Source organism: Nocardia thailandica NBRC 100428 (assembly GCF_000308795.1).
In the GTDB taxonomy this organism is placed as follows: Bacteria; Actinomycetota; Actinomycetes; order Mycobacteriales; family Mycobacteriaceae; genus Nocardia; species Nocardia thailandica.
Genome location: NZ_BAGK01000188.1, coordinates 72,454 through 98,880, shown reverse-complemented (window position 1 = coordinate 98,880; position 26,427 = coordinate 72,454). Strand labels below are relative to the sequence as shown.

The 26,427-nt window shown below is 71.1% G+C and carries 27 protein-coding genes; 8 read left to right on the top strand and 19 right to left on the bottom strand.

The genetic code is table 11. The features are described from left to right. Positions 1–343 precede the first annotated feature (343 nt). A complete protein-coding gene (gene hpf, locus ON36_RS21115; protein ID WP_043656398.1) occupies positions 344–1,039 on the top strand; it encodes a ribosome hibernation-promoting factor, HPF/YfiA family in 696 nt (231 codons plus the stop codon). A 66-nt stretch (positions 1,040–1,105) separates the two neighbouring features. Here hpf and ON36_RS21110 read toward each other — a convergent pair whose 3' ends face one another. The 9 genes from ON36_RS21110 to ON36_RS21070 form a co-directional block, all read right to left on the bottom strand. Beyond that, positions 1,106–1,612 (bottom strand): hypothetical protein, encoded by a 507-nt coding sequence (locus ON36_RS21110; protein WP_043656342.1) that lies wholly within the window; start codon positions 1,610–1,612, stop codon positions 1,106–1,108. Positions 1,613–1,703: 91 nt separating this feature from the next. Continuing rightward, positions 1,704–2,099, bottom strand: coding sequence for a hypothetical protein (locus ON36_RS32900; protein WP_052314201.1), 396 nt, complete (start codon positions 2,097–2,099; stop codon positions 1,704–1,706). Next, complete coding sequence (locus tag ON36_RS36675) at positions 2,096–2,797, bottom strand: helix-turn-helix domain-containing protein (RefSeq protein WP_169334719.1); 702 nt, start codon at positions 2,795–2,797, stop codon at positions 2,096–2,098. The genes ON36_RS32900 and ON36_RS36675 overlap by 4 nt, the downstream gene beginning before the upstream one ends. 229 nt (positions 2,798–3,026) lie before the next feature. Continuing rightward, a complete protein-coding gene (gene bluB / locus ON36_RS21095; RefSeq protein ID WP_043656339.1) occupies positions 3,027–3,662 on the bottom strand; it encodes a 5,6-dimethylbenzimidazole synthase in 636 nt (211 codons plus the stop codon). A gap of 30 nt (positions 3,663–3,692) precedes the next feature. Then, entirely contained in the window at positions 3,693–4,937 is a 1,245-nt protein-coding gene (locus ON36_RS21090) for a fatty acid desaturase family protein (RefSeq protein WP_043656336.1), read from the bottom strand. A 99-nt stretch (positions 4,938–5,036) separates the two neighbouring features. After that, entirely contained in the window at positions 5,037–6,452 is a 1,416-nt protein-coding gene (locus tag ON36_RS21085; protein ID WP_043656333.1) for a fatty acid desaturase family protein, read from the bottom strand. A gap of 186 nt (positions 6,453–6,638) precedes the next feature. Beyond that, the gene (locus ON36_RS21080) at positions 6,639–7,769 is read right to left on the bottom strand and encodes a ferredoxin reductase (RefSeq protein WP_043656330.1); all 1,131 of its coding nucleotides are present in this window, start codon (positions 7,767–7,769) and stop codon (positions 6,639–6,641) included. 101 nt (positions 7,770–7,870) lie between these two features. After that, positions 7,871–8,404: a DUF6912 family protein gene (locus ON36_RS21075; RefSeq protein WP_043656393.1), complete on the bottom strand. Its 534-nt coding sequence runs from the start codon at positions 8,402–8,404 to the stop codon at positions 7,871–7,873. A 19-nt stretch (positions 8,405–8,423) separates the two neighbouring features. Continuing rightward, positions 8,424–9,851 carry a WS/DGAT/MGAT family O-acyltransferase gene (locus ON36_RS21070; protein ID WP_043656328.1) on the bottom strand — a complete coding sequence of 476 codons (1,428 nt, stop codon included), beginning with the start codon at positions 9,849–9,851 and terminating at the stop codon, positions 8,424–8,426. A 284-nt stretch (positions 9,852–10,135) separates the two neighbouring features. Here ON36_RS21070 and secA point away from each other — a divergent pair, with 284 nt between their 5' ends. After that, on the top strand, positions 10,136–12,919 hold the full coding sequence (secA, locus tag ON36_RS21065) for a preprotein translocase subunit SecA (RefSeq protein ID WP_043656325.1): 2,784 nt from the start codon (positions 10,136–10,138) through the stop codon (positions 12,917–12,919). A 64-nt stretch (positions 12,920–12,983) separates the two neighbouring features. Here the strand turns inward: secA and ON36_RS21060 are convergent, their stop codons facing one another. Continuing rightward, complete coding sequence (locus ON36_RS21060; RefSeq protein WP_043656322.1) at positions 12,984–13,391, bottom strand: nitroreductase family deazaflavin-dependent oxidoreductase; 408 nt, start codon at positions 13,389–13,391, stop codon at positions 12,984–12,986. Positions 13,392–13,505: 114 nt separating this feature from the next. On the opposite strand from ON36_RS21060, the gene ON36_RS21055 reads away from it, so the two are divergent. Then, positions 13,506–14,846, top strand: a complete 1,341-nt coding sequence (locus tag ON36_RS21055; RefSeq protein ID WP_157224966.1) for a phthiocerol/phthiodiolone dimycocerosyl transferase family protein — start codon at positions 13,506–13,508, stop codon at positions 14,844–14,846. Between the two features lie 13 nt (positions 14,847–14,859). Here the strand turns inward: ON36_RS21055 and ON36_RS21050 are convergent, their stop codons facing one another. The 6 genes from ON36_RS21050 to ON36_RS21025 are packed head-to-tail and all read right to left on the bottom strand — an operon-like array spanning position 14,860 to position 20,348. Further along, entirely contained in the window at positions 14,860–16,389 is a 1,530-nt protein-coding gene (locus tag ON36_RS21050) for a class I adenylate-forming enzyme family protein (RefSeq protein ID WP_043656316.1), read from the bottom strand. After that, entirely contained in the window at positions 16,386–17,138 is a 753-nt protein-coding gene (locus ON36_RS21045) for a glycosyltransferase family 2 protein (protein ID WP_043656314.1), read from the bottom strand. Before ON36_RS21045 ends, ON36_RS21050 begins: the two co-directional genes overlap by 4 nt. After that, on the bottom strand, positions 17,135–18,187 hold the full coding sequence (locus tag ON36_RS21040) for an NAD-dependent epimerase/dehydratase family protein (protein WP_083885282.1): 1,053 nt from the start codon (positions 18,185–18,187) through the stop codon (positions 17,135–17,137). The genes ON36_RS21045 and ON36_RS21040 overlap by 4 nt, the downstream gene beginning before the upstream one ends. Beyond that, on the bottom strand, positions 18,184–18,441 hold the full coding sequence (locus ON36_RS21035) for a hypothetical protein (protein ID WP_043656308.1): 258 nt from the start codon (positions 18,439–18,441) through the stop codon (positions 18,184–18,186). Before ON36_RS21035 ends, ON36_RS21040 begins: the two co-directional genes overlap by 4 nt. Beyond that, a complete protein-coding gene (locus ON36_RS21030; protein WP_043656306.1) occupies positions 18,438–19,295 on the bottom strand; it encodes a beta-ketoacyl-[acyl-carrier-protein] synthase family protein in 858 nt (285 codons plus the stop codon). The genes ON36_RS21035 and ON36_RS21030 overlap by 4 nt, the downstream gene beginning before the upstream one ends. 3 nt (positions 19,296–19,298) lie before the next feature. Beyond that, positions 19,299–20,348: a 3-oxoacyl-ACP synthase III family protein gene (locus ON36_RS21025; RefSeq protein WP_043656390.1), complete on the bottom strand. Its 1,050-nt coding sequence runs from the start codon at positions 20,346–20,348 to the stop codon at positions 19,299–19,301. A 177-nt stretch (positions 20,349–20,525) separates the two neighbouring features. Here ON36_RS21025 and ON36_RS21020 point away from each other — a divergent pair, with 177 nt between their 5' ends. From ON36_RS21020 to ON36_RS34955, 3 genes are all read left to right on the top strand, one after another. Further along, positions 20,526–21,674, top strand: a complete 1,149-nt coding sequence (locus ON36_RS21020) for a cytochrome P450 (protein ID WP_083885281.1) — start codon at positions 20,526–20,528, stop codon at positions 21,672–21,674. 123 nt (positions 21,675–21,797) lie between these two features. Continuing rightward, the gene (locus ON36_RS21015) at positions 21,798–22,367 is read left to right on the top strand and encodes a hypothetical protein (RefSeq protein WP_157224965.1); all 570 of its coding nucleotides are present in this window, start codon (positions 21,798–21,800) and stop codon (positions 22,365–22,367) included. Between the two features lie 130 nt (positions 22,368–22,497). Then, the gene (locus ON36_RS34955; protein WP_157224964.1) at positions 22,498–22,947 is read left to right on the top strand and encodes a hypothetical protein; all 450 of its coding nucleotides are present in this window, start codon (positions 22,498–22,500) and stop codon (positions 22,945–22,947) included. A gap of 21 nt (positions 22,948–22,968) precedes the next feature. Here ON36_RS34955 and ON36_RS21005 read toward each other — a convergent pair whose 3' ends face one another. Continuing rightward, the gene (locus ON36_RS21005) at positions 22,969–23,388 is read right to left on the bottom strand and encodes a DUF8021 domain-containing protein (RefSeq protein ID WP_043656300.1); all 420 of its coding nucleotides are present in this window, start codon (positions 23,386–23,388) and stop codon (positions 22,969–22,971) included. A 177-nt stretch (positions 23,389–23,565) separates the two neighbouring features. Between ON36_RS21005 and ON36_RS21000 the strand changes: the two genes are divergently transcribed. Together ON36_RS21000 and ON36_RS20995 are read left to right on the top strand one after the other, a co-directional pair. Beyond that, positions 23,566–24,282 (top strand): ESX secretion-associated protein EspG, encoded by a 717-nt coding sequence (locus ON36_RS21000; RefSeq protein ID WP_043656297.1) that lies wholly within the window; start codon positions 23,566–23,568, stop codon positions 24,280–24,282. A 144-nt stretch (positions 24,283–24,426) separates the two neighbouring features. Beyond that, positions 24,427–24,759: a hypothetical protein gene (locus ON36_RS20995; protein ID WP_043656294.1), complete on the top strand. Its 333-nt coding sequence runs from the start codon at positions 24,427–24,429 to the stop codon at positions 24,757–24,759. Positions 24,760–24,762: 3 nt separating this feature from the next. Here ON36_RS20995 and ON36_RS20990 read toward each other — a convergent pair whose 3' ends face one another. Further along, the gene (locus tag ON36_RS20990) at positions 24,763–25,080 is read right to left on the bottom strand and encodes a hypothetical protein (protein WP_043656291.1); all 318 of its coding nucleotides are present in this window, start codon (positions 25,078–25,080) and stop codon (positions 24,763–24,765) included. A 94-nt stretch (positions 25,081–25,174) separates the two neighbouring features. Next, positions 25,175–26,383 (bottom strand): helix-turn-helix domain-containing protein, encoded by a 1,209-nt coding sequence (locus tag ON36_RS20985; RefSeq protein ID WP_043656288.1) that lies wholly within the window; start codon positions 26,381–26,383, stop codon positions 25,175–25,177. Positions 26,384–26,427 lie beyond the last annotated feature (44 nt).

The window sequence follows — 26,427 nt, the reverse complement described above, 5'->3', positions numbered from 1 at the left end:
TGACGACCGGGGCGACGGTGACCGAGGTGGTGCGCGTCTTGGGCCGATCCGGACTGCTTCCGAGGGCCGTTTTGGTGACGTGCGCGGCTTGACTCCGGGAAATTTGCGTGAACAGTGGCGCAACGGCGAATCCCGTACTAGCGTCGCGAGCACACACCGAACATCGCGGGCGAGACGGCGGGCCGGAGGAGGCAGCCAACGTCACGAAGGCCCTCGCGAGGCCGCGAATATTTCAGCGTTTGGAGGTGGGTCTCGGACTACTGGTGCCGAGCGAGTCTCGATCGGCACGGCTCAATCCCGCCGCACACGTTCGATGTGTGCGGCCATCATCCGGGAGGTACGCGTGACGACTTCTGCACGGGCTTCGGTCGAAGATCCCGACACCTCGATGCTCGACAACACCACCGACGGTCAGCGCCGGGGCGCGAACGCCGAAGTGGTGGTCTCGGGCCGCAACGTCGAGATACCCGATCACTATCGAATCTATGTCACGGAGAAGCTAGCCCGCCTGGAGCGCTTCGATCCGTCCATCTTCCTTTTCGACGTCGAACTCTTCCACGAACGAAACCGTCGTCAGCGCAAGGCATGTCAGCGGGTGGAGATCACCGCGCGCGGCCGTGGTCCCGTGGTGCGCGCCGAGGCGTGCGCCGACAGCTTCTACGCCGCGCTCGAGTCGGCGACCCAGAAACTGGAGAGCCGCCTGCGCCGCAGCAAGGACAAGCGGCGCGTCGTCCACTACGGCGACAAGACGCCGGTCTCGGTGGCACGGGCCACCGCCGACCTGATCGACGAGTCCCTCTTCGCCCCCGCCACCAACGGCGCCACCGCGCACTCGCACACCGACGAGGTGGACGAGGGCCCGGGCCACATCGTGCGCACCAAGACGCACACGGCGACGCCGATGTCCGTCGACGACGCCCTCTACCAGATGGAACTGGTCGGCCACGATTTCTTCCTCTTCCACGACAAGGAGACCGACCGGCCGTCGGTGGTGTACCGCAGACACGCGTTCGACTACGGCCTGATCCGGCTCGCCTGAGGCGACGGCAGACCACGGCGGGACCGCACGGAGCGGTCCCGTCTTCCCGTCTTCCCGTCTCCGGGCTCACCGGCTGCCGCGGTAGAAGGCGCGATGCAGCGCCGACGGGGGCCGCTGCGGCCCGGTGGCGGTGAGGATGACGTGGTCGGCGAAGCTCTCGGCCTCGCGTTCGCGGACGGTGCCGTAGCCGGTCCGGCCGAGGACGTGGGCGATGGACTCGGGCGAGATCGAGGGCAGCAGCTCGGTCAGCATGTCCATGGAGTGCCCGCCGAGCGGGTCGGCGTCGTTCTCGTCGGGGCCGTGCCCGAGCAGCATGTGGCCGAGTTCGTGGACCACGATGTGTTCGGCGTGGGCGGGCGCGGTGTCGGCGCTGTAGACGATCAGGTCGGCGTCGCGCTGGGCGATCCACAGGCCGCTGCCGGTGCCGCAGCCCGAACCGAGCAGCGAGCCCTCGACGGGGCGCAGGGTGATCGGCCGCCTGCGGTATCCGGCCACGGCGTCCACGTAGTCGGCCAGGTCCCACGGGCGGGGGATGGGCACGGCCGCGGCCAGCCTGTCGAACCGTCTCTGCATACCGGCCTTTCGAACATGTCCGAGCCTGCTGCCCGCGGTCGGACTCCGCGGTGACCTGCGATGTTACCGGCGCGTTCCCGATCCGGCCGGGTCAGGGTTCGGTGATGATCCTGGCCAGGGCGGCGCGGTCCACTCCCTCGCCGCGCAGCGCGATCCCGGCGACGTGCGCGTCCCGCATGGTCGCGAGGAGCTCGAGTTCGCGGTCGATGGCCGCGGCCACCGCGGCGGGACCGAGCAGATAGTCCGCGCGGACGCCGAACACCCCGGCCAGCGCGGCCAGCAGGTCGGATTCCGGTGCCGCGCCGTCGAATCCGCCGTCGCGCAGGGACGCCACGTAGGCGGTGTCGACGGGCCTGCCGACGGCCTCGGTGAGCTGGCGGGCGACGGTGGCGTTGTCGCGTTCGGCGGCGTCGCGCGGGTGCACCACGGCGAAGAGCCGGTTGATCCGGGTGCTCAGCGGTAGGGAGGGCTCGGGGCGCTGCGTCACTGGGAGGCCGCCTTCGGTAGTGCGGGATCGGCGATCGCGGCCTGCCACCGGGCGCGGAAGCGGGCGGTGGTGGCCTGGTCGACCTGGTCGTCGCGGCCCGCCAGCCAGCGGCGGTAGCGGCGTTCGTCGAGGTCGACGGGGTCGCCTGCCTCGGCGGGCACGGCGAGCAGGTGCGCGAAGGCCATCTCGACCAGCGGATGCAGCGCCCGCCCCGGCCCGCCGTTGCGTTCGAGCATGGTCGTGGCGTAGCGGGCCGACAGCCGGGAGACCACCCCGTTGACCTCGCCGACGGCGGCGCTGAGCTCGGGGTCGGCGTCGCCGCGGGTGCGCAGCAGCCCGTCGAGGCGGCCCGCGGCGGCCAGCAGGCCGGTGAGGTCGACGATGTCGAAGGGGATGGCGTCGGGCCCGGAGACGACCGAGGCGCGCGGCGCGCCCGCGGTGAGGGCGGCGCTGGAGCTGGGTTCGCCGCCGGCGTAGGTGCGCGCGGCGCTGCCCGGGTGCCAGCGCAGCGGCCCGTCGAGTTTGTTCAGGGTGGAGGTACTGATGGCGGCTTCGCCGTCCTCGATCTTGCGGATCGTCGGCGCCGACGGCCCGCCGAGGTCGCCGATCTGCAGCTGTGTCAGCCCGAGTTCGTCGCGGCGTTGCCGGATGATGCGGCCGAATCGCTTCTGACGAGCGAGCTCGGAAGTACTCCCCATAATCGCCAGATGGTAGACGTGTCCCCAGGTCATGACAAATTCATGAGAAAAATTTGAGAAATCGTAGAAAAAATTGCTACTGTTCGCGTGGGCGCCTCGAGTGCGCCGGGTACGCGCAGGCGGCCCGGAGTCCTCGAGGCGAACAGCGAGTCCGGTCGTCCGGCTCAACGGCGGCGGGGATCGCTGAGCGAGACGACCGGACTCGTGAGGGGGACAAGGGGATTCGACCTCAGGCGCCGAAGGTCTCCCGATGCACGGCCGCCTCGAGCGGGCGGCGCTCACGCCAGCCGAAGCGCTCCAGGTCCGGGACCCGCTGGAACTCCTCGACCGGCCCGAGACAGAGCCAGGCCACCGGCCGCACGCCCTCGGGAATGCCGACCAGCTCGCGCAGGAACCCTTCGTCGTAGAACGACACCCAGCCGACGCCGATCCGTTCGGCCGTCGCGGCCAGCCACAGGTTCTGGATCGCGAGCACCGTCGAGTAGACCCCGGTCTCGGGCACGGTCGCGCGGCCGAGGACGTGCGGCCCGCCGCGGGCGTCGTCGTGGGTGACCACGATGCCGGTGCCGCTCTCCACGATGCCCTCGATCTTGATCGGGGCGAAGACCTCGGCCCGGTCCGGCGGGAGCCCGTCGCGGAACTCGCGCCGTTTGTCGGCCACGTGCCCGGCGAAGCGGCGCAGGGTGGCGGGGTCCTGGACCACCACGAAGTCCCAGGGCTGGGAGTTGCCCACGCTCGGGGCGCGGTGCGCGGCGTCCAGGATCCGCCACAGCACCGCGTCGTCGACGACATCCCCGGTGAACTCCGCCCGCACATCGCGGCGCAGGCGGATCGCGTCGTAGACGCTCAGTCGATCAGCACACACCCGTCCATGGAACCACCGAGGGGTGGGCGATCACGCGACGGATCGCGCGAACCGCCGCTTGCCGGCCGAGAGCGCGGTCCGCAGGCCACGCCGCTTGCCGGTCACCGGGTCGATCGTGGTGACCGCGTGGCCGCCGAACTTGCGCTCGGATTTGGTCTCCGGCGCGTCGTCGGCGGTGGCGCGCAGGTACTTGTTCGGCAGCGCCAGCTTGGCGATGGTGCGCCAGGACTTGAAGTACTGCACCGGCAGCGAGCCGGTGGTGTAGGGCAGGTCGTACTTCTCGGCCAGCGCCCGCACCCGCACGGCGATGTCGGCGTAACGGTTGCTGGGCAGATCGGGGAACAGGTGGTGTTCGATCTGGTGGCTGAGGTTGCCGGTCATGAAGTGCATGACCGGGCCGCCGCTGATGTTGGCGCTGCCCAGCATCTGCCGCAGGTACCACTCGCCCTGGGTCTCGTTCTCGATGTCGTCCTTGGTGAACTTCTCGGCGCCGTCGGGGAAGTGGCCGCAGAAGATGACCGCGTTGGTCCACACGTTGCGCACGACGTTGGCGGCGATGTTGGCGGTCAGCGTCGACAGGAACGCCGGGCCGGTCAGCAGCGGGAACAGCAGGTAGTCCTTGGCGGCCTGCCTGCCGACCTTCTTGAGGACCAGCTTGCGGTCGGCGTCGAACTTCTGCCATTCCGGCGAGTCCTTGGTCCACTTCTTCTTGGCGACCTTGCCCAGTTCCAGGTGCTGGATCGCGACGCCGTATTCGAACAGCGACTGCAGCAGCAGGTTGTAGATCGGGTTGCCCAGGTAGAACGGGGACCAGCGCTGGTCACGGGTGACGCGCAGCAGGCCGTAGCCGATGTCGTCGTCCATGCCGAGGACGTTGGTGTACTTGTGGTGCAGGTAGTTGTGGGTGATCTTCCAGTGCGCCGAGGGGCCCGCGTTGTCCCATTCCCAGGCGGTGGAGTGGATCTCCGGATCGTTCATCCAGTCCCACTGGCCGTGCATGACGTTGTGCCCGATCTCCATGTTCTCGATGATCTTGGCGGTGCCGAGCAGGGCGACGCCGGCCAGCCAGGCCGGGGGCAGGAAGCTGGCGAAGAGCACGGTCCGGCCGGAGATCTCGAGCAGGCGCTGTAGCCGGATGACGTTGCGGATATAGCGCGCGTCCTTCTCGCCCCGCGAGGATTCGATTTCCCTGCGGATCGCATCGAACTCCGCACCGAGCGCTTCCACATCCGCGTCGGTGAGGTGCGCGTATTCCTTGACATCCGAGATCGCCATGGCGGTTACACTACCGTAGGTTACGGGATCGTAGGTTGGCGAATTCGCTGCGAAACTGTGTTATGCGTCCTATTGCGCCGCGATGTCCGGAATGCTAGTTCAGGCGCGGGCGCGGCGCCACCCGGAGCGTCGAGCGGCCTTGGCGCGCAAGGCCGTCCGCTCCCCGCGGGCCCGCTCGGCCAGCGCGGACTTCGCCTCGCGCAGCAGTTCCTTCTCGTGCCGGGCCTTCTCCTTCAGCGCCGCCTTGGCCTCGCGCAGGACTTCCTTCTCGTGCTCGGCCTTGGCTTCCAGGACAACCCGCACCTCGTGGATGGCCGAGCGCAGGCCGCGCCTGCGGCCCGTCTCCGGGTCGATGCGCAGCCGGTCGGCCATCGGCAGGGTGATGCCGGTGAACTTGCGCTCCGAGGAGGTCTCGGGGGCGTCGTCGGCGGTGCGCCGCAGGAAGCGGTCGGGCAGGGCCAGCTTGTGGATGGTGCGGAAGGCCAGCAGGTACTGCTTGCCCAGCGAACCCGTCGTATAGGGCAGGTCGTACTTCTCGCACAGCGCCCGCACCTGCACCGCGACCTCGGCGTAGCGGTTGCTCGGCAGGTCGGGGAACAGGTGGTGCTCGATCTGGTAGCAGAGGTTGCCGCTCATGAAGGCCATCGCCGGGCCCGCGGAGAAGTTGGCGCTGCCCAGCATCTGGCGCAGGTACCACTCGCCCTGGGTCTCGCCCTCGAGCTGCTCGACGGTGAACTTCTCCGCGCCGTCGGGGAAGTGGCCGCAGAAGATCACCGCGTAGGCCCACAGGTTGCGCACCAGGTTCGCCGTGGCGTTGGCCTCGAGCGTCGACTTCCAGGCCCGGCCGGTGAGGGCGGGGTACAGCACGAAGTCCTTGGCCACCTGGGTGCTGATCTTGCGGGCGAACAGGATGTTCGGCTCGGAGTCGATCTGGTAGATCGGCGTCCGGGTGATCTCCTTCTCGATCTTCCAGTCGTGCAGCGCGATGCCCCACTCGAAGGTGGCGGCCAGCAACAGGTTCGCCAGCGGCTGGATCAGGTGGACCGGGCGCCACTGCTCGTCGCGGGTCATCCGCAGGATGCCGAAGCCGAGGTCCTCGTCCTTGCCGAGCACGTTGGTGTAGGTGTGATGGGAGTAGTTGTGCGCGCGGCGCCACTGCGCCGACGGCCCGGTCATGTCCCACTCCCAGCTGGTGGAGTGGATCTCCGGGTCGTTCATCCAGTCCCACTGGCCGTGGCTGATGTTGTGGCCGAGCTCCATGTTCTCGATGATCTTGGCGACCGAGAGCAGGGCGGTACCGCTCAGCCAGGCCCACCGCTTGCGGCTGCCGAACAGCAGCGCGCGCCCGGCGACCTCGAGGCCGCGCTGGGCGGCGATGGCCCGGCGGATGTAGCGGGCATCGCGCTCGCCGCGCGAGGTCTCCACCGCGCGGCGGATCGCGTCGAGTTCCTGGCCGAGGGTCTCGATGTCGGCCTCGGTCAGATGGGAGAACTCCTGGATATCGGTGATGGCCACCCGGTGAAATCCTTTCGGTGACAGTGGCGGCTGGCGCCGCTGTTCTCGGCCCCTCCAGGCCTCGGTTGCTTCCCTCGTCCGCTGGGTCGCTGCGCTGCGTCGTTCCGCGGGTCGGGAACCGGGGCAGGCCAGAACGGCGAGGTGGTTACCTTCGAGGGTACCGGGCAGAGTCCTCGGAGTCCGGTCCTACACGTCGAGCGTGCAGTTCCCCGCGGCCGCCGAGATGCAGGTCTGCACCTTCTCGCCCGCCTGCTTCTCGTCGCCGTTGCGCAGGTCGCGCGCGTGGCCCTCGGTGAGGGTGACCACGCAGGTCTGGCAGATGCCCATGCGGCAGCCGAACGGGAGCTGCACGCCGACGGACTCGCCCGCCTCCAGCAGGCTCGTCGCGCCGTCGGCCTCGACCGTGCGGCCGGTGTGGCCGAAGGTGACCGTGCCGCCCTCGCCGATCACCGAGCGCTCCACCTCGAACCGCTCGACGTGCAGCTTGTCGGCCAGGTCGGCGGCCTTCCAGTGCGCCTCGGCCGCGTCGAGCAGGCCGGCCGGTCCGCACGCCCAGGTCTCGCGTTCCCGCCAGTCGGGGTAGGCGGCGTCGAGCTGGTCGAGGGTGAACATGCCCTGCTCGTCGGTGAGCTGGATGTGGGTGCGGAAGCCCGGGTGCTTCGCCTCGAGCTCGCGCAGTTCGTCGGCGAACATGACGTCGGCCGCGGTCGGCGCCGAGTGGATGTGCAGCACGTCGGTGACCCCGCCGCGCCGGTCCATGGTGCGCAGCATCGACATGACCGGCGTGATCCCGCTGCCCGCGGTGACGAAGAGCACCTTGGCGGGCACCGGCTCGGGCAGCACGAACCCGCCCTGCGGGGCGGCGAGGCGCACGATCGACCCGGCGGGCACGCCGTTGACCAGGTGGCCGGACAGCTTGCCCTCGGGCATGGCCTTGACCGCGATGGAGATCAGCCGCGCCCCGCCCTGGCCGGTCCAGTCCGGCGGGCAGGTCAGCGAGTAGGAACGCCAGATCCAGCGGCCGTCGACGAGGACGCCGATGCCGATGTACTGGCCCGGTTCGTAGCGGAAGTCGAAGCCCCAGCCCGGCTTGATCACCAGGGTGGCCGAGTCGGCGGTCTCCTTGCGGACCTCGACGATCCGGCCGCGCAGCTCGCGCGCCGACCACAGCGGGTTGACCAGGTGCAGGTAGTCGTCGGGCAGCAGGGGAGTGGTGACCCGGGCGACCGCGCCGCGCAGCACGTTGAGCTTGCCGCCGCGCTCGCCGACCGCCGATGCCGGGGCCTCGAGCCAATCCCGAAGTTTGTTCAGAGCCATTGCTGCCGTTGTCTCCCTGTCGTGCCTGCCCACCGGTGGGGCGCGTCGCTCGCAGCCAGGTTACGGCATCGTAGGTTTCCGGTCATCCCCGCTGGTGCGGCTCACAGGAACTCGAGCAGGAAGGGCAGCTCCTGGGTGGCGTACCAGGCCAGCTGGTGGTCCTCGGCGTCGCCGAGGACGAATTCGGCGTCCTCGTCGCCCAGGTCGGCGGCGTCGACGACGTCGACGGCCTTGGCCACGTGCGGTTCGGCCTCGACCAGGTCGACGTGGACGGAGGCGACCTGGTTCAGGCTCACCGGGCCCGCCAGCTTCACCACCGCGTCGTCGAGGTCGGGGCGCAGCCGGGCGCCGGTCACGTCGGCGGCGACGACCGCGCGCCGGTACACCGGGGCGGGCCCGCCGTCGGCGCCGTCGGCGGCCTCCGGTTCGGGGTCGCGTTCGGCGGCGAGCAGCCGCAGCGAGGCGCGCGCGGCCTCGGCCATGGCCACCTCGGCCAGTTCCTCGTCGTCGCCGGAGGCATAGGCCTCGCGCAGCGCCGGGGTGACGGCGAACGCGGTGGCGCCCAGCGGGAACACCTCGCGGTCCTCGAGCAGCCGGCGCAGGACGGCCACCGTCGCCGGGATGTAGACGCGCAGCTTGCCCTGGACGGGTCCGTCAGATACAGGCACCGAGCAACTCCTCCATCGATTCGTGCACCGCCGCCGCGAGGACGTCGAGGTCGGCCATGGCGTCGCGATCGGCGTTGAGTCCGTAGAAGACCTGGCCGTCGTACGAGGTGAGCCCGACACTCAACGTCTGGTTGCGCAGCAGCGGCGAGACCGGATACATCTGCAGCATCCGCGCGCCGCCGATGTACATCGCGGTCTGCGGTCCCGGTGCGTTGGTGATCACCAGATTGAACGTGTTGGCCGCGAAGGTACTCGCCGCGCGCACGCTCATCGCGTGCAGGCTGGCCGGCGCGAATCCGGCCAGGTGCACGAGGGTTCGCGCGCGCACGCCGCGGCGCTGGCGCCCGGTGGCCTCGGTGGCGTGCGAGATGTGCGAGAGCCGGATGACCGGATTCGGCTCGCCCACCGGCAGATCGATGAGGAACGAGGACACCTCGCTGGCCGGGGCGGGCTTGTCGTCGCCGTCCACGTAGACCGACATCGGCACCACCGCGCGCAGCGAGTCCGACTCGACCATGGCCTCGTTGCGCGAGAGCAGCCAGGTGCGCAGCGCCCCGGTGACCACCGCGAGCACCACGTCGTTGATGGAGCAGTCGAACCGGCGCCGGATCGTGCGGTAGTCCTCGAGATCGGTGCGCACGACGTCGAAGCGGCGGCTGCGCGAGGTGCGGGTGTTCAGGGGGCTGTCGGGCGCGCCGGAGGTGGCCGCGCGCACCATCTTCACCGCCGCGCCGACGGCCATCCTGGCGCCGCGTACGACGCCGAACGCGCTGGAGCCCGCGTCGCGGAAGACCTCGTAGGCCTCGCGGGGCTGCGCGGCCAGGTGCGACAGCGCCCCGGCGAACAACTCCACGTCGGTGGGTTCGCGCGGCGCGCTCCAGGAGTCGTCGGCGAGTTCGCGCGGCGAGCGGCTGGTGTCGAGGATGACGTGCCCGATCTCGAGGGCGGTGTCGCCGTCGACCAGCGCCGAGTGCGTCTTGGTGAACACCGCGCAGCGCCCGCCGGCCAGGCCCTCGATCAGGTACATCTCCCACAGCGGCCTGCCCTGGTCGAGCGGGCGCGAGGCGAGCCGGGCGACCAGGTCGAAGAGCTGTTCGTCGGACCCGGGGCCGGGCAGGGCCGAGCGGCGGATGTGGAAGGTGATGTCGAAGCGGCTGTCCTCGACCCAGACCGGGCGCCCCATGGACAGCGGGATCTCGCGGACCTTGCGGCGGTAGCGGGGGACCAGCGGCAGCCGGGATTCGACCAGGTCGACGAGGCGGTCGTAGTCGAGGACCGGCGCGTCGCCGCCGTGCTCGGCGTGCTCGGCGTGCTCGGGGTTCTGCAGGATCGCGAGGGAGCCGATGTGGATCGGGTTGCTGCTCGACTCGAGCTGGAAGAACGCCGCGTCCTGCGGCGTCAGTCTCGTGATCACGCGCTCCGATGCTCCCGTCGCGAAGGGGATCCGGGACTCCGCGGGACGCCGGAGCCGTCCGGCAGACGGACGCTGTACATCCTACGACACCGCCGGTTCGCCGCGAGGCGGGGCGCGGGCGGGTCACCGCGAAAGGTCGACCGGCCGTGACCAGCGCCGATGATCGTTCCGGGTAGTACGGGCGTGGGTCCACATCGGCGGGTACGGTGGTCGGCGGACTACGATGACCATCGACGACCGTGGCTCATCAGCCGAACCACTTCGACCAGAGGACTAAGAGACCCGTGCCTGCGCTGACACTGACGAGGTTGCTACGGATCGGTGAAGGCCGCATGGTCAAGCGGCTGTCGCATCTCGCCGACGAGGTCATCGCCTACGGAGACGAGATCGAGCAGCTCACCGACGACGAGCTGCGCGGCAGGACCGAGGAGTTCAAGCAGCGCTACCGCGACGGCGAGAGCCTCGACGACCTGCTGCTCGAGGCGTTCGCCGTCGCGCGCGAGGCGTCGTGGCGCGTGCTCGGTCAGAAGCACTACAAGGTGCAGATCATGGGTGGCGCGTCGCTGCACCTGGGCAACATCTCGGAGATGAAGACCGGTGAGGGCAAGACCCTGACCTGTGTGCTGCCCGCCTACCTCAACGCCCTGTCCGGCGACGGCGTGCACGTGGTCACCGTCAACGACTACCTGGCCAAGCGCGACGCCGAGTGGATGGGCCGCGTGCACCGCTTCCTCGGTCTCGAGGTCGGCGTGATCCTCGGCGGCATGACCCCGCCGCAGCGCAAGGACTCCTACGCCGCCGACATCACCTACGGCACCAACAACGAGTTCGGCTTCGACTACCTGCGCGACAACATGACCCACTCGCTGGACGACCTGGTCCAGCGCGGGCACAACTTCGCCATCGTCGACGAGGTCGACTCCATCCTCATCGACGAGGCGCGCACCCCGCTGATCATCTCGGGCCCGGCCGACGCCTCCTCCAAGTGGTACGCCGAGTTCGCGCGCATCGCGCCGCTGCTGAAGAAGGACGTCCACTACGAGGTGGACATCAAGAAGCGCACCATCGGCGTGCACGAGGCGGGCGTCGAGTTCGTCGAGGACCAGCTGGGCATCGAGAACCTCTACGAGTCGGCGAACTCGCCGCTGGTGAGCTACCTGAACAACGCCATCAAGGCCAAGGAGCTCTACCAGCGCGACAAGGACTACATCGTCCGCGACGGCGAGGTCATCATCGTCGACGAGTTCACCGGCCGCATCCTGGTCGGGCGCCGCTACAACGAGGGCATGCACCAGGCCATCGAGGCCAAGGAGAAGGTGGAGATCCAGCCGGAGAACCAGACGCTGGCCACCATCACCCTGCAGAACTACTTCCGCCTCTACAACAAGCTGTCCGGCATGACCGGTACCGCCGAGACCGAGGCCGCCGAGCTGCACCAGATCTACGCCCTCGGCGTGGTGCCGATCCCGACCAACCGCCCGATGGTCCGCAAGGACCAGGCCGACCTGATCTACAAGTCGGAGGAGGCCAAGTTCGCCGCGGTCGTCGACGACGTGGTGGAGCGGCACGAGAAGGGCCAGCCGGTGCTGATCGGTACCACCAGCGTCGAGCGCTCGGAGTACCTGTCCAAGCAGTTCACCAAGCGCGGCATCGCCCACAGCGTGCTCAACGCCAAGTTCCACGAGCAGGAAGCCCAGATCATCGCCGAGGCGGGCCGCCCCGGCGCGGTCACCGTGGCGACCAACATGGCCGGTCGTGGTACCGACATCGTGCTCGGCGGCAACGCCGACATCATCGCCGACACCCTGCTGCGCAAGCAGGGCCTCGACCCGGTGGAGACCCCGGACGAGTACGAGGCGGCCTGGCTGCCCACCCTGGAGAAGGTCAAGGAGCAGACCGAGGCCGACGCCGAGGCGGTGCGCGAGGCGGGCGGCCTGTACGTGCTCGGCACGGAACGGCACGAGTCGCGCCGTATCGACAACCAGCTGCGCGGCCGGTCCGGCCGTCAGGGCGACCCGGGCGAGTCCCGCTTCTACCTGTCGCTGGGTGACGAGCTGATGCGCCGCTTCAACGGCGCGGCGCTGGAGTCGATCATGACCCGGCTCAACCTGCCCGACGACGTGCCGATCGAGGCCAAGATGGTCTCCAAGGCGATCAAGAGCGCCCAGACCCAGGTCGAGCAGCAGAACTTCGAGATCCGCAAGAACGTCCTCAAGTACGACGAGGTCATGAACCAGCAGCGCACGGTGATCTACGCCGAGCGCAACCGCATCCTCCGCGGCGAAGACATGGAGGGCCAGGTGCAGAACATGATCACCGACGTCCTCACCGCCTACGTCGACGGCGCGACGGCCGAGGGGTACGTCGAGGACTGGGATCTCGAGAAGCTGTGGGGCGCACTGCGTTCGCTCTACCCGGTCGGGATCGACTACAAGGAACTCACCGGCGAGGCCGACGGCGGCGAGATCGGCGAGCTGAGCCGCGACGACCTGCTCGAGGCGCTGCTGGACGACGCGCACACCGCCTACGAGAAGCGCGAGCAGGAGATCGACGGCCTGGCGGGCGAGGGCGCCATGCGCAACCTGGAACGGCAGGTCCTGCTTTCGGTGCTCGACCGCAAGTGGCGTGAGCACCTCTACGAGATGGACTACCTCAAGGAGGGCATCGGCCTGCGCGCGATGGCCCAGCGCGACCCGCTCGTCGAGTACCAGCGGGAGGGCTTCGACATGTTCACCGGCATGCTCGACGGCCTCAAGGAGGAGTCGGTCGGCTTCCTGTTCAACCTGCAGGTCGAGGTCCAGCAGCCGCAGCCGACCGGCGTCTCGGTCGACGCGGGCCTGCGTTCCCCGGTCGGCCGCGTCCAGGACGCCGCGCCGCAGCAGCAGATTCCGCCCGCGCTGCGCGGCAAGGGCCTGCAGGACGCCGCGCCGAGTGGCCTGAACTACTCGGGCCCCGCCGAGGACGGCCACGCCGAAACCCATTCCGAGGCCCAGGAATACGGCGCCACCGGCGCGCCCGCGTCCCGGCGCGAGCGTCGCGAGGCGTCGCGGGGCAAGAAGCGCCGCTGAGTCGCGCGATCCCGGACGGCCCCCACCGATCGGTGGGGGCCGTCCGCGTCGCGGGGCGGCAGGGCTACTTCCGGTAGACCGCGAAGACCGGGATCTCGCGGGACGTCTTGTCCCGGTACTCGGCGAAGCCGGGGATGAGCGCGACCATGCGGTCGTACAGCTCCACCCGCTCCTGGCCGTGCACGAGTTCGGCGCGGCCCTCGTAGGTCTCCTCGCCGAGTTCGATGGTGATCGCGGGATCGGCGACGAGGTTGTGGTACCACGCGGGATGCTTGTCGGCGCCGCCGTTGGAGGCGATCAGGACGATGCGGTCGCCGTCGGGCAGGTAGACCAGCGGGTTGGTGATGGTGCGGCCGGACCTGGCGCCCGTGGTGTGGATGATGACCATGTTGTCGCGGCCTTCGAACGGGCCGCCGACGCGACCCTTGTTCGCGCGGAATTCCTCGATCACCTGCTGATTGAACGCGTTCACACTCTTCCTTTCGACGGGCTGCCTGGCGCAACCGCCGCGGCGCGGCGACTATTCCGGGCCCGCCGTTCGCGGAACGCCGCCGCGCGGGTGTCCGGCCTCGTTAGTCTCGGTGCCGTGAGTTCCGAGGACGATCCGGCCTGCGGGCCCGCACCCGATCCGGCAGCCGGACGGCACCGGGTGCTGCGCCCGCTCGGGCCGTCGGAACGCTGGTTCTGGCTCATCGACCAGTTCTCGCCCGCGAACTGCGTGGTGCGGATCCGGGTGCGGGGGCCGATCCCGCCCTACCGGCTCGAGGACGCGATGGCCGCGCTGGTGGCGGAGTTCCCGCTCCTGCGGTCGGTGGTGCTCGCCGACGGTCCCCGGCTGGTGCCGTCGCCGGATCCGCACATCCCGGTGCTGCACCGGCTTGCCGAGGACCCGGAGGAGTGGCGCGCGCTGTTCGACGACCAGCTGGCAGACCGCGTCGACCTGGGCAGCGCGCCGGGCCGGCTGATCGATGTGGCGTGGGGGCAGGGGACACAAGCCGAACACCACGACCTGATCCTGACCATGTCGCACGTGCTGGTCGACGGGCGCTCCATCGCGGTGCTCGGGCGCAGGCTGCTCGCCCACGCCTTCGGGCTGCCCACCCAGCCGGACCGGGCGCCGGTCCCCGCCCCGGACAGCCTGGTCCCGCCCGCGTTCACCGGGATGGTGCGCACGGTCGGCGCCAACATCACCGGCCAGGTCGCGGCGCGGCTGCGCGGGGTGGTCCGGCTGCCCGGCAAACAGCCGCCGCTGCCCGCGCGCCGCACCCGGACCGTGCTGCGCGCGATCGCGGGCGACGATCTCGCCGCCCTGCGTACCCGGTGCCGGGCGGCGGGTGTCGGCGTCAACGCCGCGCTGACCGCGGCCCTCGGCCGGGCGATGGGCGAGTTGGGCAGGCCGGGCCGGCGGGGGCTGGCGGGGATCGGCGTGCCGGTGGACGTCCGGTCCCGGCTGCGCCCGCCGCCGGACGACGGCGAGATCGGCCTGTTCGTCGCGGTGCTGCCGCAGTTCGTGCCGTTCGGCCCGACGACCTCGGTGTGGACCGCGGCCCGTGACGTCCAGGGCGCGCTCGCCCGCCAGCTCGCGCGCGGCCGCGACCTGCGGGCGCTGGCGGCCATCCGGCACGGCTGCCCGCGCGACGTCGCCTCCGGGCGGCGGGTCATCGAACTCGTCGACCGCCAGGCGCCCTGGAACGTCACGCTGAGCAACCTCGGCACCCTCACCCCGCCCGAGACCGCCGAGCCCCTCGACGTCGCGGAAGTGACGGTGGCCGGGGCGAACTCGTGCGCCAGCGCGCTGACGGTCGCCGTCGCCACGCTGCGCGAGACGCTGTCGATCACCTTCTGCTACGTCGAGGGCACGCAGCCCGCGGCGGGCATCGAGGCCCTGGCCGACTCGATGCTGGCCGCGCTCGCCCGCGACCGGTGACCGCGCCGCCCGTTCACGACGGGCCGAGGGTCGCGGCGAGCCTGCGCCGCAGCGCCGCGCGGTCCGGCTTGCTCGTCCGCCCCGTGACCGGGATGGACTCGACCTCGACGATGTCGTCGGGCAGCGCCGAGGCATCGATCAGCCCGGGCAGCGCGCCGCGCACCCGGGCGAGCACGTCGCCCGCCGCGGGGTCGGTGACCAGTGCCAGAACGATCCGCTCGTCGCCGATGTCGTCGGGCAGCCCGACCAGCACGGCCTCCCGGACGCCGTCGAGCGCGGCGATCGCGGGCTCGTACAGGCCGGGGTAGATGTTGGTCTTGCCCCGGATCATCATGTCCTTCTTCCGCCCGGTGAGTACCAGCCGGTCACCGTCCCAGCGCGCCAGGTCGCCGGTGCGGACCTCGGTCAGCGGCGGTTCGCCGAGGTAGCCGCGGCACAGGTTGGGGCCGGACAGGATCAGCTCGCCGTCCTGCGCGATCCGCGCGCGCACCCCGTCGACCGGGGCGCCGAGCAGGTCGCCGTCGCAGGCGAGCTTGTCGGCGCCGGTGGCCACCGCGACCGGGAGGATCTCGGTCATCCCGTAGACGGCGAGGAACTCGGTGCCGGGCAGCAGGTCCCGCGCCCGGCGCAGCAGCGACACGGTGACCGGCGCGCCGCCGAGGGCGACCTGGCGCAGGTAGCGCGGCGCCTCGATCGTCCCGGAGGCCACGGCGTCGAGCCCGGCGGCCAGGTCCGCGGGGGTGTAGAAGGCGTGGGTGGCGGCGCCGAGCCCGGCGGTGAAGCGCACCGGGTCGACGTGGGTGCCCAGCCGCGGATAGCGCGGCAGCGACCAGCGCGCGCCCGCCATGAGCGCGGGCAGACCCATCATGAGCTGCTCGGTGTGCAGGTGCGCGCCCGGCGCCAGGGTGGTGCGGCCGCCCATCGCGGCCAGCCCGGCGCTGAGCGAACCCCGGGTGTGCACCACGGCTCTGGGCTCGGCGGTCGTGCCGGAGGTGAACACGATCAGCGCCGCCGCGTCGGGGTCGGCGGCCGGCGCGGGCGCGACCCCGCGCGGCGGCCGCTCCGACAGCTTCCGCAGCGGCGTCGAGCGCCACGGTGTGCCCGGCAGCCAGGGGCCGCTGTGGAGGTGCCGTACCGCCAACGCGCCGAATCGCGGCAGTGTCAGCCCCCGCGTGCGTCCCAGCCGCGACAGCGGCCCGCTCACCGCGTAGAGCAGCGATTCCGTGGCGGCCCAGGACGGTTCGACCAGTGCCAGCCGCCGCGCGAAGAGCTCGGGGCCGACGCCGGGGTCGACGAAGACGATGGTGCCGCCCGCGGCGATGGTGCCGAAGACCAGCAGCACGGACTCGACCCCGGGCCGGATCGAGAACAGCATCCGGTCGCCGGGCCGGAATCCGCGCGCCCGCAGGTTGTCCGCGACGCGGGCGACGGTGTCGACGAGCTCGCGGTAGGTCAGCGCGCGGTCGCCGACCCGGCCGAGCGCGGACGCGTCCGGGGTGCGCGCGGCGTGCCCGGCCAGGCGGTCGAGGAAGTCGGCACTCACCGGATGTCGACCACCTCGGGCCGGTAGCGGTGGTCGGCGTACCAGGCCAGGGTCTTGCGGATGCCCCAGGCCCGGACGCGGCGGTTGGAACCGTAGACCCGCACGTCCCGTCGCAGGCCGTAGTCGGTGGTCAGGGTGCGCACCGCGTTGACGAGGGCGCGGTCCTCGTGCAGGTCCTCGATGGCGGTGCGCGGGAAACCGCCTGCGGCCAGGTACAACTCGGCGGTGATGGCCATGTTGCACCCCGGGGTCATCACGTAGGGGCCCAGGTACCGCTCGTCCCGGTTGCCCGGGCGGATCTTGCCGAAGGCCGAGGCCACCTCCAGCGCGACCCGGATGATCGTGCGGTCCAGCCACGACACCCCCTCGTCGGTGCGCGGGATCAGCTGACCGCTCACCAGCCGCAGCCCGGAGTCGAACGCCGCGCGCACCCGCGCGGTCCAGTCGGGGGCGGGCAGGCAGTCGGCGTCGGTGCGGGCCAGCAGGGTCGCGCCGCGGGCGATGGCGTGGCGCATCCCGGTGTCGGCGGCGGCGCCGGTGCCCTTCTGCGGCTCGGAGATCACCTCGACGGCCGGGACCGGATGGGCGGCGGCGTAGGCGCGCACCAGTTCGGCGGTCCCGTCGGTCGAGTTGTTGTCGACGACCACGACGGTGAAATCGGTGTCGCGTTGCGCGGTCAGCGCCTCCAGGGTCGCGGTGATGCCCTGTTCCTCGTCGTAGGCCGGGACGACCACCCACAGCGCGGTCACAGGCCCTCCAGCAACACGTCGAGTCCGCCCTGGTCGTCGACCCAGCGGTGATAGGCGCGCAGCCCGTCGTCGAACGAGACGCGGGGGTCGAAACCCAGGTCGCGGCGGGCGGCGCCGGTGTCGTAGGTCGCCGACCGGGTCACCAGCGCGACGGCGTAGCGCGACAGCGGGGGCGTCCAGCGCTCGGCCACCCCGGGCAGCCGCCGGATCGTCTCGATCACCGACAGCGCGCCGGTCACCACCCCGGCGGGGATCGCCCGGCTCGGCGGCGCGAGGCCGAACTCCTCGGCGACGCGCGCCAGGGTCGGCCACACCGGGACCGGCTCGGCGTCGGCGACGAAATAGGATCTGCCGCCGATGTTCTCGGCCGTCAGCGCGGCGCGCACGGCCTGCACGAGGTGGTCGATGTAGCACAGCGAGGCGGTGACCGGTCTGCCGCCGGACAGGTCGGGCAGGCGGCCGCCGCGCAGCTTCAGCAGGATCTGCGGGACCGGCCCGCCGCGGTCGCCGGGTCCCCAGACCGCGCGGGGCCGCAGCGAGCACGTGGTGAAGAAGGGGGTGTTCGCGGCGAGCACGAGCTGTTCGGCGACGGCCTTGGTCTCGCAGTAGCTGTTGAGGAAGGTCGCGGGGTAGGGCACCGACTCGTCGATGTCGAGCTGATCACCGCCGCGCGGATCCATCAGCGCGCTGGGGCTGCCGAGGAACACGAACCGGCGCACCCCGGCGGCCTCGGCCTCCTGGAGCAGCGTGTCGGTCCCCGCGACGTTCGTCTCGAAGAAGTCCGAGGCCCGGCCGGATTCGCCGAGCAGCGCGGCGGCGTGGACGACGGCGGTGGTGTCGAACACCGCCCGCGCGACCGCCACGTGATCGCGCAGGTCGGCGGCCACCACCTCGACCGGGACCCGCGTGGGGACGTCGGCGCCGGGCTCGTCGAAGCGGACCGAGGAGGTGTCGCGCACCATCGCCCGGACCGCGACGCCGTGATCGGCCAGCGCCCGCACGACGGCCCCGCCGACGAACCCGCTCGCCCCGGTCACCAGGACGGTCACCGCGACCCCTCGCCCAGGGTCCGCCACCAGGTGGCGCCGAACACCATCGTCAGCGCCGTCGCGCGCCCGGGCGGGATCCCGTGCGCGGCGGCGGCGCGGCGCCCGGCCGGGATCTGCGCGGCGTGCGCGACGACGCTGAGCGCCACGTCGATCCAGAAGAGCGCGCGCAACGCCGGGTTCCGGAACGGCCGGATCAGTCCGAGCGCCAGGAACGCCCACCCCAGCAGGGGGACGACCCGGGTCGCGGGGCTCACGCGACTCCCCGGCCGCGGTAGACGACCGCCGCGGCCGTCGGCCCGGCGTCGGCGGCGACGAACAGCAGCGGCCGCCCGGTCAGCCCGGCGTCGCGGGCGACGGTGTAGGCGGCGGTGAGCGCCGAGGTGTGGGTGTCGCCGTCGAATTCGTCGGTGACGACGGTGCTGATCCCCAGCGCCGCCGCCAGGTCGCCCGGGAACTCCGCGGTGGGTCTGCCGGTCACCAGGACCACCTCGGCGGGGGACAGCCCGGCCGCGTCCAGCGCGTCACGGGCCGCGCTCGCGGCGTGGGTCACCAGCTCCGCCGTGGTCACGCGCTGCTCGACGCTGACCGCCGATCGCCCGCTCGACCCCATCTCCGGCAGCCGCACGTACCCCTGCGCCGCCACGTCGCCCGCGCCCGCGCTCACCCGCACCGCGCCGAAACCCGGGGCGGCCGGGTCGTTCTCCAGCACGAGCGCGCCGCCGACCGGCACGAAGGCGAACCCGCTGTCGGCGCGCATCGACGGGTGGGCGTCACCGGAGACGATCACCACCCGGCCGCCGGGGTTCGCGTCCAGCAGCGAGACCGCGACGCCGAGCGCGTTGACGACGCCGCACGCGCCGTTCATCAGGTCGAACGACAGGCACGGGGTGTCGCCCGGCCGGTATTCGAGGCCGATGCCCGCCGCCTGCTGGATCAGCGCCGAGATCGCCGGCTCCACGAGGTTGGAGTCCCGGTACACGCCGACGTTGATCACGGCGTCGACGTGCGCCGTGTCGCCGCCGAGCGCGGTCACCGCCGCCGCCGCGGCCTGGGCCACCGAGGACGTCCCGCCGGATTCCGTTGCCGCCGAAGAGATCACCACACCCATCGCTCACACCCCCACTTCGCCCAGCGTCACCGACAGGAAGCCCGCGACGACGCCCGAGGCCGCGGGGACGAGCAGCACCCGGTGCCCCGGCCGGATCGCCCCGCTGCGCAGGGCGTCGTGCAGCACCACGAAGTGCGACGTCGAGGCCGTGTTGCCGTACTTGTCCAGGACCGCGAGGCGCGGCGGCATCAGCGCGTCGAACTCGCGCTCGGCGATCTTGTCGATCAATTCGACGGCGGGACCGCTGAACTGGTGATGGATGATGTAGTCGTAGTCCTCCTCGGCGAAGGAGGAACCGCGCGCCGCGAGGAACTCGCGCTGCCGCGACGTCCACAGCAGGTAGCGCGACTCGTTGTGCATCGCGCGGTTGTCGGTGTAGAGCGCGACGCCGGGCCCTTGGTCCGAGGGCATGCCGAGGCACAGCTTCGCGAACGCCGCGCTGGTGTTCAGCTCGACGTAGTCGAGGCCGGGGCCCTCGTCGCCGGTGGCCTCGAGCACCACCGCCGCCCCCGCGTCGCCGACGGTCAGCGAGGCGAACTGCGGGTCGTACTTCTGCGCGATCTCGCGGACCGCGGTGTCGGAGATCGGCGTGATGCACTCCCCGGACACCACGAGACCCCGGCGCACCGCGCCCGAACGGATGAGCCGGTCGAGCACGAGCACGCCGGTCAGCATGCCCGCGCAGGCGTTGGAGACGTCGAAGTGCTGGGCCGCGGTGGCACCGAGCTCGTTACGGAGCATCAGCGCGAACGACGGTTCGAGGCAGAAGTCCGCGCCCCTGGTGCGGGTGATCGAGCACGAGATGACGACGTCGAGGTCCTCGGGCGCGTGGCGCGAGTGGCGCAGCGCGTCGCGCGCCGCGGCGAGGGCGATGGTGAACGAGTCCTCCGCCCGTCCTTCGGCGTCCACGCCGCGGACCCGGCGCGCGCGCACCCCGCTGACCTTCTCGAGGTCCAGCGGCGACTCGACCGACAGGCGGGACAGCAGCTCGGTTGTGGTCAGTTCCGTTGTCGGCAGATAGGCGCCGACCGCCTCGATCGTTGATCTCACCATCGTGTTCACTTCCGGAAATCGCCCTCGACACGCCGTGCTCCACCGGTGCGTCCCGGCGATCCTAGACGCACACCTTCACTGGGCGGTTCGGGTCGACTAGATTCGATCGGGGTGTGGAGTTCTGCCCGACGTCATGAATTAACCCTACTCGCCGCCGGCCAGCCCTGGCTGCCCGGTTTGCTGCTGCTCGGGCGTGTCGCCAAGCCGATCCGGCGGGTGCCCAAACTCGGCTGGTTCGTGGCCGATCCGCTGGTCGCGCGCCAGATCTACAACGACAGCACCCACTTCAGCATCGTCTCCGAGGGGGCCGCCGGGCACTGGTGGGCCCAGGTCATCGGCGACTGGGTGGAGGACCTGTTCGAGGGCCCGGGGCACACCGACCTGCGCAACCGGGTGCGCGACCTGTTCACCGCCGCGCACACCGACGCGCTGGTCCGCCGGGTCATCGGCCCCGACCTCGACGACGTGGCCGCCCGGCTCGCGGCGGGCGAGACCGTCGACATCGCCGCCCGCGCCCGGATCCTGGTCGGGCGCAGCGTGTCGGACCTGGTCGGGATGCGGCCCACCGACATCGCCGCGGCCCTCGGCGGCGATCCCGACGCCGACTCCGACGCGCTGTTCCTCCGGTTGTTCCACCACGTCGAGGAACTGGTCAACCTCGCCTTCGGCACCATGGCCTCCACCACCCTCGACCCGGCCGCCGTCGCCCGCGCCCGCGAGCTCGCCGCCCGCCTCGCGGTCAACGTGCCCGACGCCTACGCGCGGGCCGATCCCGACACGACCCTCGGCCGCTGCCGCGAACTGGGCCTGCCGGTCGAGCACGCGGGCGGGCTTGCCATCCTCATGGCCGTCGCGGGCACCGACACCCTGGCCAGCGCCATGTCCCGCATGGTCGCCCTGCTGCACGACACCGGCGAGCAGCACGCCCTGCTCGCCGCGCCGGAACGGCTGCCCGACGCCGTGCGCGAGACCCTGCGCGTCACCAGCCCCGCCTACCTCGTCGGCCGCTCGGTCACCGGCGACGTCGAGATCGCGGGCCGCACCCTGCGCGCCGGCGAGCACGTCAAGATCCTCACCTGGACCATCAACAACGCCCCCGGCGACTTCCGCGTCTCCCGCGACTACCTGCCCGAGACGCGCCAGCTCTGGTTCGGCGGCGGCCGCCACCTCTGCCTGGGTGCCCAGCTCGTCCACTCCGAACTCACCGCCCTGCTCGAGGCCCTCACCGCCGCGGGCCCCTACGAGATCGTCTCCCGCCGCTACCGCCGCAAGGTCTTCATCCCCACCTACGAATCCCTCCTGATCCGCGCCGTGGCGACGACGTGAATCATGCACCTCGAGCCCTGTTCGTCCGGTTCCCCGGCGAGGAGACCAGGACTGTCGCGGCACCTCCTGGTCTGATGGGTCGCATCGGCTGAAGGGGGCGGGGAAGCGGAGTAGACAGGACGGATGGCTACCCCGACCGGTGACGACGGTCCTGAAGCGCTCGAACACATGTCCGGGGACAAGCGGTGGGCCGAAACCACGGAGTGGGTGCGGAGCAGTCTGGCGGCCAAGCCGGTCGGATTCGTGCTCAATCTCGGACCTCGCGCCCACCACACCGACGGCGAGACGCCCGCCCCCAACATCCAGTGCGTCCGCCTGGAGAAGGGGGTCTATCTCGTTCGGCGCGCCTTCAACCCGCTACCCAACCCGCTCCTGGTCACCTTCGCCATCGACGGTGTCCCGCTGGACCATTGGTTCTTCGACGACCACTTCGAGGACGGCACCGACAGCTACCTGTTCACCCGCAACCGCCGCGCCGTCGCCGCCGTGATCGAACACTGGTTCCGCTACGAGAACAGCGTCGATTCGCCCGCCGCCCTCGGCTGCGACTACCGCTTCCCCCAGCGCCTGCTCCCCGTCGACTGGGACCGCGACGAGGACTACCGCTTCCAGGCCATCGCCCGCCCCCCGATCGAAGGCACCGAATTCGGCCGGATCATCTTCGAAGGCTACGGATTCGGCTCCACCAGCTGAGCCGGTACTCACCGGAGAGGATGCCGCGATGCGCGGTCAGTGGATGCCAGGTTGGCTGATCCTCTTGTGGATCCTCGCGGGCACCTGGTTTTTCCTGCCGCGCCCGGCCCCCTGGGCGCCGGTTCGCCCGGTGCCGGTCGCTCCGGTCGCGCCGCCGAACCCGGGCTCCCCGCTGCACGCGCAACTCGAACAGCCGGCGCCACTTTTTCGCGCTCCCTGGTCACGTCTCATCCAAGCGCGCGACGTGGTCGGCAGGCTGCTCGCTCAGGGGTGGATAGATCCGCACGGCACGCGTGGCCTGCCGCAGTCCATCCAGCGATTGCAGGGCCTCGCGATGGCCGCCGGAATGACCGACCACCTCGGCGGCCGTCGCTCCGATACCGTCGAGCGACAGATCGTCCAGCTGGGCGACCTGCTCATCGCCCTGGCCGACGAGGCGGTCGAACTCCAGGCCGCGGCCGGCAGCACCGATTTCACCCCGGCGACGCTGGCCGCGGCCGCCGAACGTCTCACCGCGGACCGGGCGGCCTACGCGGAACTCATGGCGCTCGGTGGCGCGCATCCGGGGCCGGTGGCCTGAGGCGGCCGGCCCCGGGGGAGTTCACCTCGGGGTGATGGTGGCGACGATCTCGTGGATGGTGCCGTCGGGGATGCGGAACGTCTCGTGGATCTCGACGGTGGTGAGGGGGATGCCGGACCAGCCGGTGTCCAGGAGGTAGTGGGTGGTGACGAGGTCGCCGGATTCGGTGATCTCGAGGTCGCGGATGCGGTCGATGATGCGGTACTGGGGGCCGTTCTCGAGGTCGTGGGCGAGCTGGGGGCCGGAGTAGCCGGTCTGGATGCCCGCCTCGACGCGGGTGGCGCCGGGGGCGAAGGGGACGGCCGAGGCGTCGTGGGAGACGAGGGCGTCGAGATAGGCGCGGGCGATGGCGGAGCGGGGGCTCTCGGCGGCGGCGCCGGGCGCGAGGGCGACGGCGGCGGTCAGGACGCCGAAAGTGATGTGCAGTACACGAAGACGCATGGGGCAGATCGTGATCCCGCCCGGGCCCGAGCGCAAACCGACAGTTCGGAAGGGGTGCGAGGGAGTCACCATCGTGCAATCCCCGTACTGGACCTAACGGTACGTATCTCGCGGTGCGCCCGGGTGCTGGGTAGTCTGCCAGCCCAACGGTACCCGCCTCACCCCGCTGGACTCGCTGTGCATGAATGGACTTGGCACCCGGACGACTTCGCGTCGCTGTGGCGCACGGAATTCGACGACGTGCTGCCCCGGCACCTGCTGTTCGGGGAGACCCGGCGAGATGCCGAGCGGGGGGCGACCCCCGCGTTCGAGGGCGCGGTCGGGCGGCTGGCGCGCTCGGACATGCGCATCGAGATCCGGTCCTTCGTCAACCGGCCCAAGCGCAGCCCGGACGAGCTGCGCATCATCGGCGCCCGCGAGCCCGGCGGGGCGGTGATCCTGGTCCAGTCGGTGACCGACGGCGTGGCGGGCGACATCCGGGTCCTGCCGGGCAGCCTGGAGGGCCTGGCGCCCGGCCTGGTCGCCCGCCTGCCGCGGCTCGGCCCCGGCCGGGGCAGGCCGCTGGATCTGCAACTGCAGGACCTGATCCCGCGCCGGCCCGACCCACGGGTGCTGACCACGGAGGAGACCCGGCGCGAGGAGTACCGCAGGCTGATGGACCGGCCCATGCTCGGCAACGGCACCGCCGCGCTGTATCTGGGCGGCCTGCACGCCCGCCCGAGCGCGACGCGCACCCTGTGGTGGGACGACTTCTGCGGCGACGGCCGCTATCTGCGCGAGCAGATCGGCGAACATCTCCGCGTGCGCGCCGCCGACGCCCAGGACGTGGCCCGGCATTTCAACCGCTGGTTCGATCTCGGCGTGCGCCGGGAACGCGAGCTGCGGGTGCGCTGAGCTCGACGTTTGCCGGGCGATTGCGAGTACGCGCGTACTGTATCGATTCGTTACCTGATTTACGCGGAAAAGCGTAACGAGAAATATCGGCGACCTGATCTCATGTGCGTCAGATGATGTGGCATCGAGTTGTGGAGGGTCGCGGTGAAACCGGTTGCTGTGGGGTTCATCCAATCGGAGGTCTCGGGAATCCGACAGCACTGGGACGAGACGCAGTTGCGCAGTCTCGCCGCGCGCTTCGGTTACGACCTCGCGAAAACCGTGGTGCTCAAGGGACGCACCGGCGACGCGATCGATCAATTGTGTTCGGTGGTCGCACGGCTGAACGCGGTGTGTGTCTTCACCCCGAGCACCGCGCATCTCGGCGGCCGGATCCCGGTCGAGCTGAGCAGGCTGGCCGCGGTGGTGACGGTCGACGACCGCGAGACCTACGCCCGCGGCGGAACCGGCGCCCCGGAGCCGAGCGCCGCGTCCTGAGGGTCAGCCGAGCAGGGTGGGCAGCCGCCGGGCGTGGGTGACCTCCGGCGACACGGTGACCACCTCGCAGTCGGCCGCCAGCCCGGCGGGCAGCACCCCGCCCAGGTGCGCCAGGTTCGGCACGACCACCGCTTCCGCGCCGACCGTGGCGACCACCTCGCGCAGCCGCCCGATCGGGTCGGTGGTGCGTTCGGAGAAGACCACCGTCTTGGTGAACCGGTAGCCGAGTTTCTCGGCCAGCGAACGGATCTGCGTCTCGTCCCAGGGCTGTGTCACGCCGGAGATGTCGCGGCGCAGATATCCGATCGCCGGTGGTTTCATGTATTCGACGGTACCCGTCGTAATCGCCGCGCGAATCCGGCAGGGAGCGAACGCGTTCCGAACAGCGGACGAACTCCCCGCGTGTGCGCGCCGGTCATGCGGGCGCGTACACGTAGGCCTGGAGGGTCTCGCGCATGTCGGCGGCGGTCCGGGAATCGGGAAAGTATTCGCCGAGCAGGACGTCGAGCTGATTGATCTGTTTGCGGACCCAGGAGAAATGGCCGGTCACCGGCGTCTCCATCACCGGGGCGACCTCGGCGATGCAATTGTCGAGATCGCCGAGCCGCGCGTGCGCGGTGGAAAGGTAGATCTGGCTGAGCATTTCGTCGCCGGGTGAGCGCTGCGCCTGCCACGCGTCGATGGCCTGCTTCGACGCCGCGATCGAATTCGACAGCAGCGCGGGGTCTTCGGCCCACATGAGCGAGAAGCCGCGGTAATACATCTGTTTGGCGGCGGTGAAGGTGAACAGGCCGGGCAGGGCGTCGGGCCCGGCGTTGTCGCGAGCACGGTCGGCCGCGTCGAGCAGGGACAGCGCACGGTGCTCGTCGCCGAGGTTGGCGACCGAGGCGGCCAGCCCGCACAGCAGCCGGGCCTCGCCGGTGCCGGTGGAGCCGTCGACGTAGTTGAGCCCATCGGTGGCCGCGTCCCGGGCGGCGGTGAAGTCGCGGACGAAGCGGTGCGCCAGGGCCTGGGTGCCGCGGGCCCACACGCGCAGGCTGTTGTCGTCGGCGCGGTCGCCGAGGCGGAAGGCGGCCTCGGCGTGCACGTGCGCGGTGTCGGCCTGGCCGAGATCGAGGGTCAGGTAGGCGAGCACCCCGCAGACCCGGCCGAGCGCGACGTGCAGGTCGCGGGTGGTGGCGGGGGTGTGCGCGCCCGCCCTGATGCGGCGCATCAGCTCCGACCGTAAGGCCAAGGCGCTGTGCAGGGTTCGGTCGTAGGGCTCGAAGCGGGCGTTGGTGGCCAGGTCGATGACGTGCTGCCCGATCTCGGCGAGGGCGGCGGTGTCGGGCTCGGCCAGCAGCTGCTCCGATTCGCGCCGCGCCTGTTCGAGCATGCGCACGGTGTCGGCGAGGCGGGCGCGGTCGCGCTGGTCGGCGTCCCACGCGTCCACCAGCTGCCCGCGCCCGCGTAAGGCGAGATCGGCCCGCTCCGCCCAGCCGCGGTCCTTGGGCCAGCGCCTGCCCGCCTCGACGTTGGACAGCCAGGATCGTGCCGAGAACAACAGGCTCGCCACATCACCCAGCGACAGGGCCCGTTCCTCGCGCAGCCTGCGCAGAGTGGTACCCGTCCGGTTAGGTTCCATGTCGAGCAATCGTGCCGCAATCGAATCCAACGCGCACCCGCTCC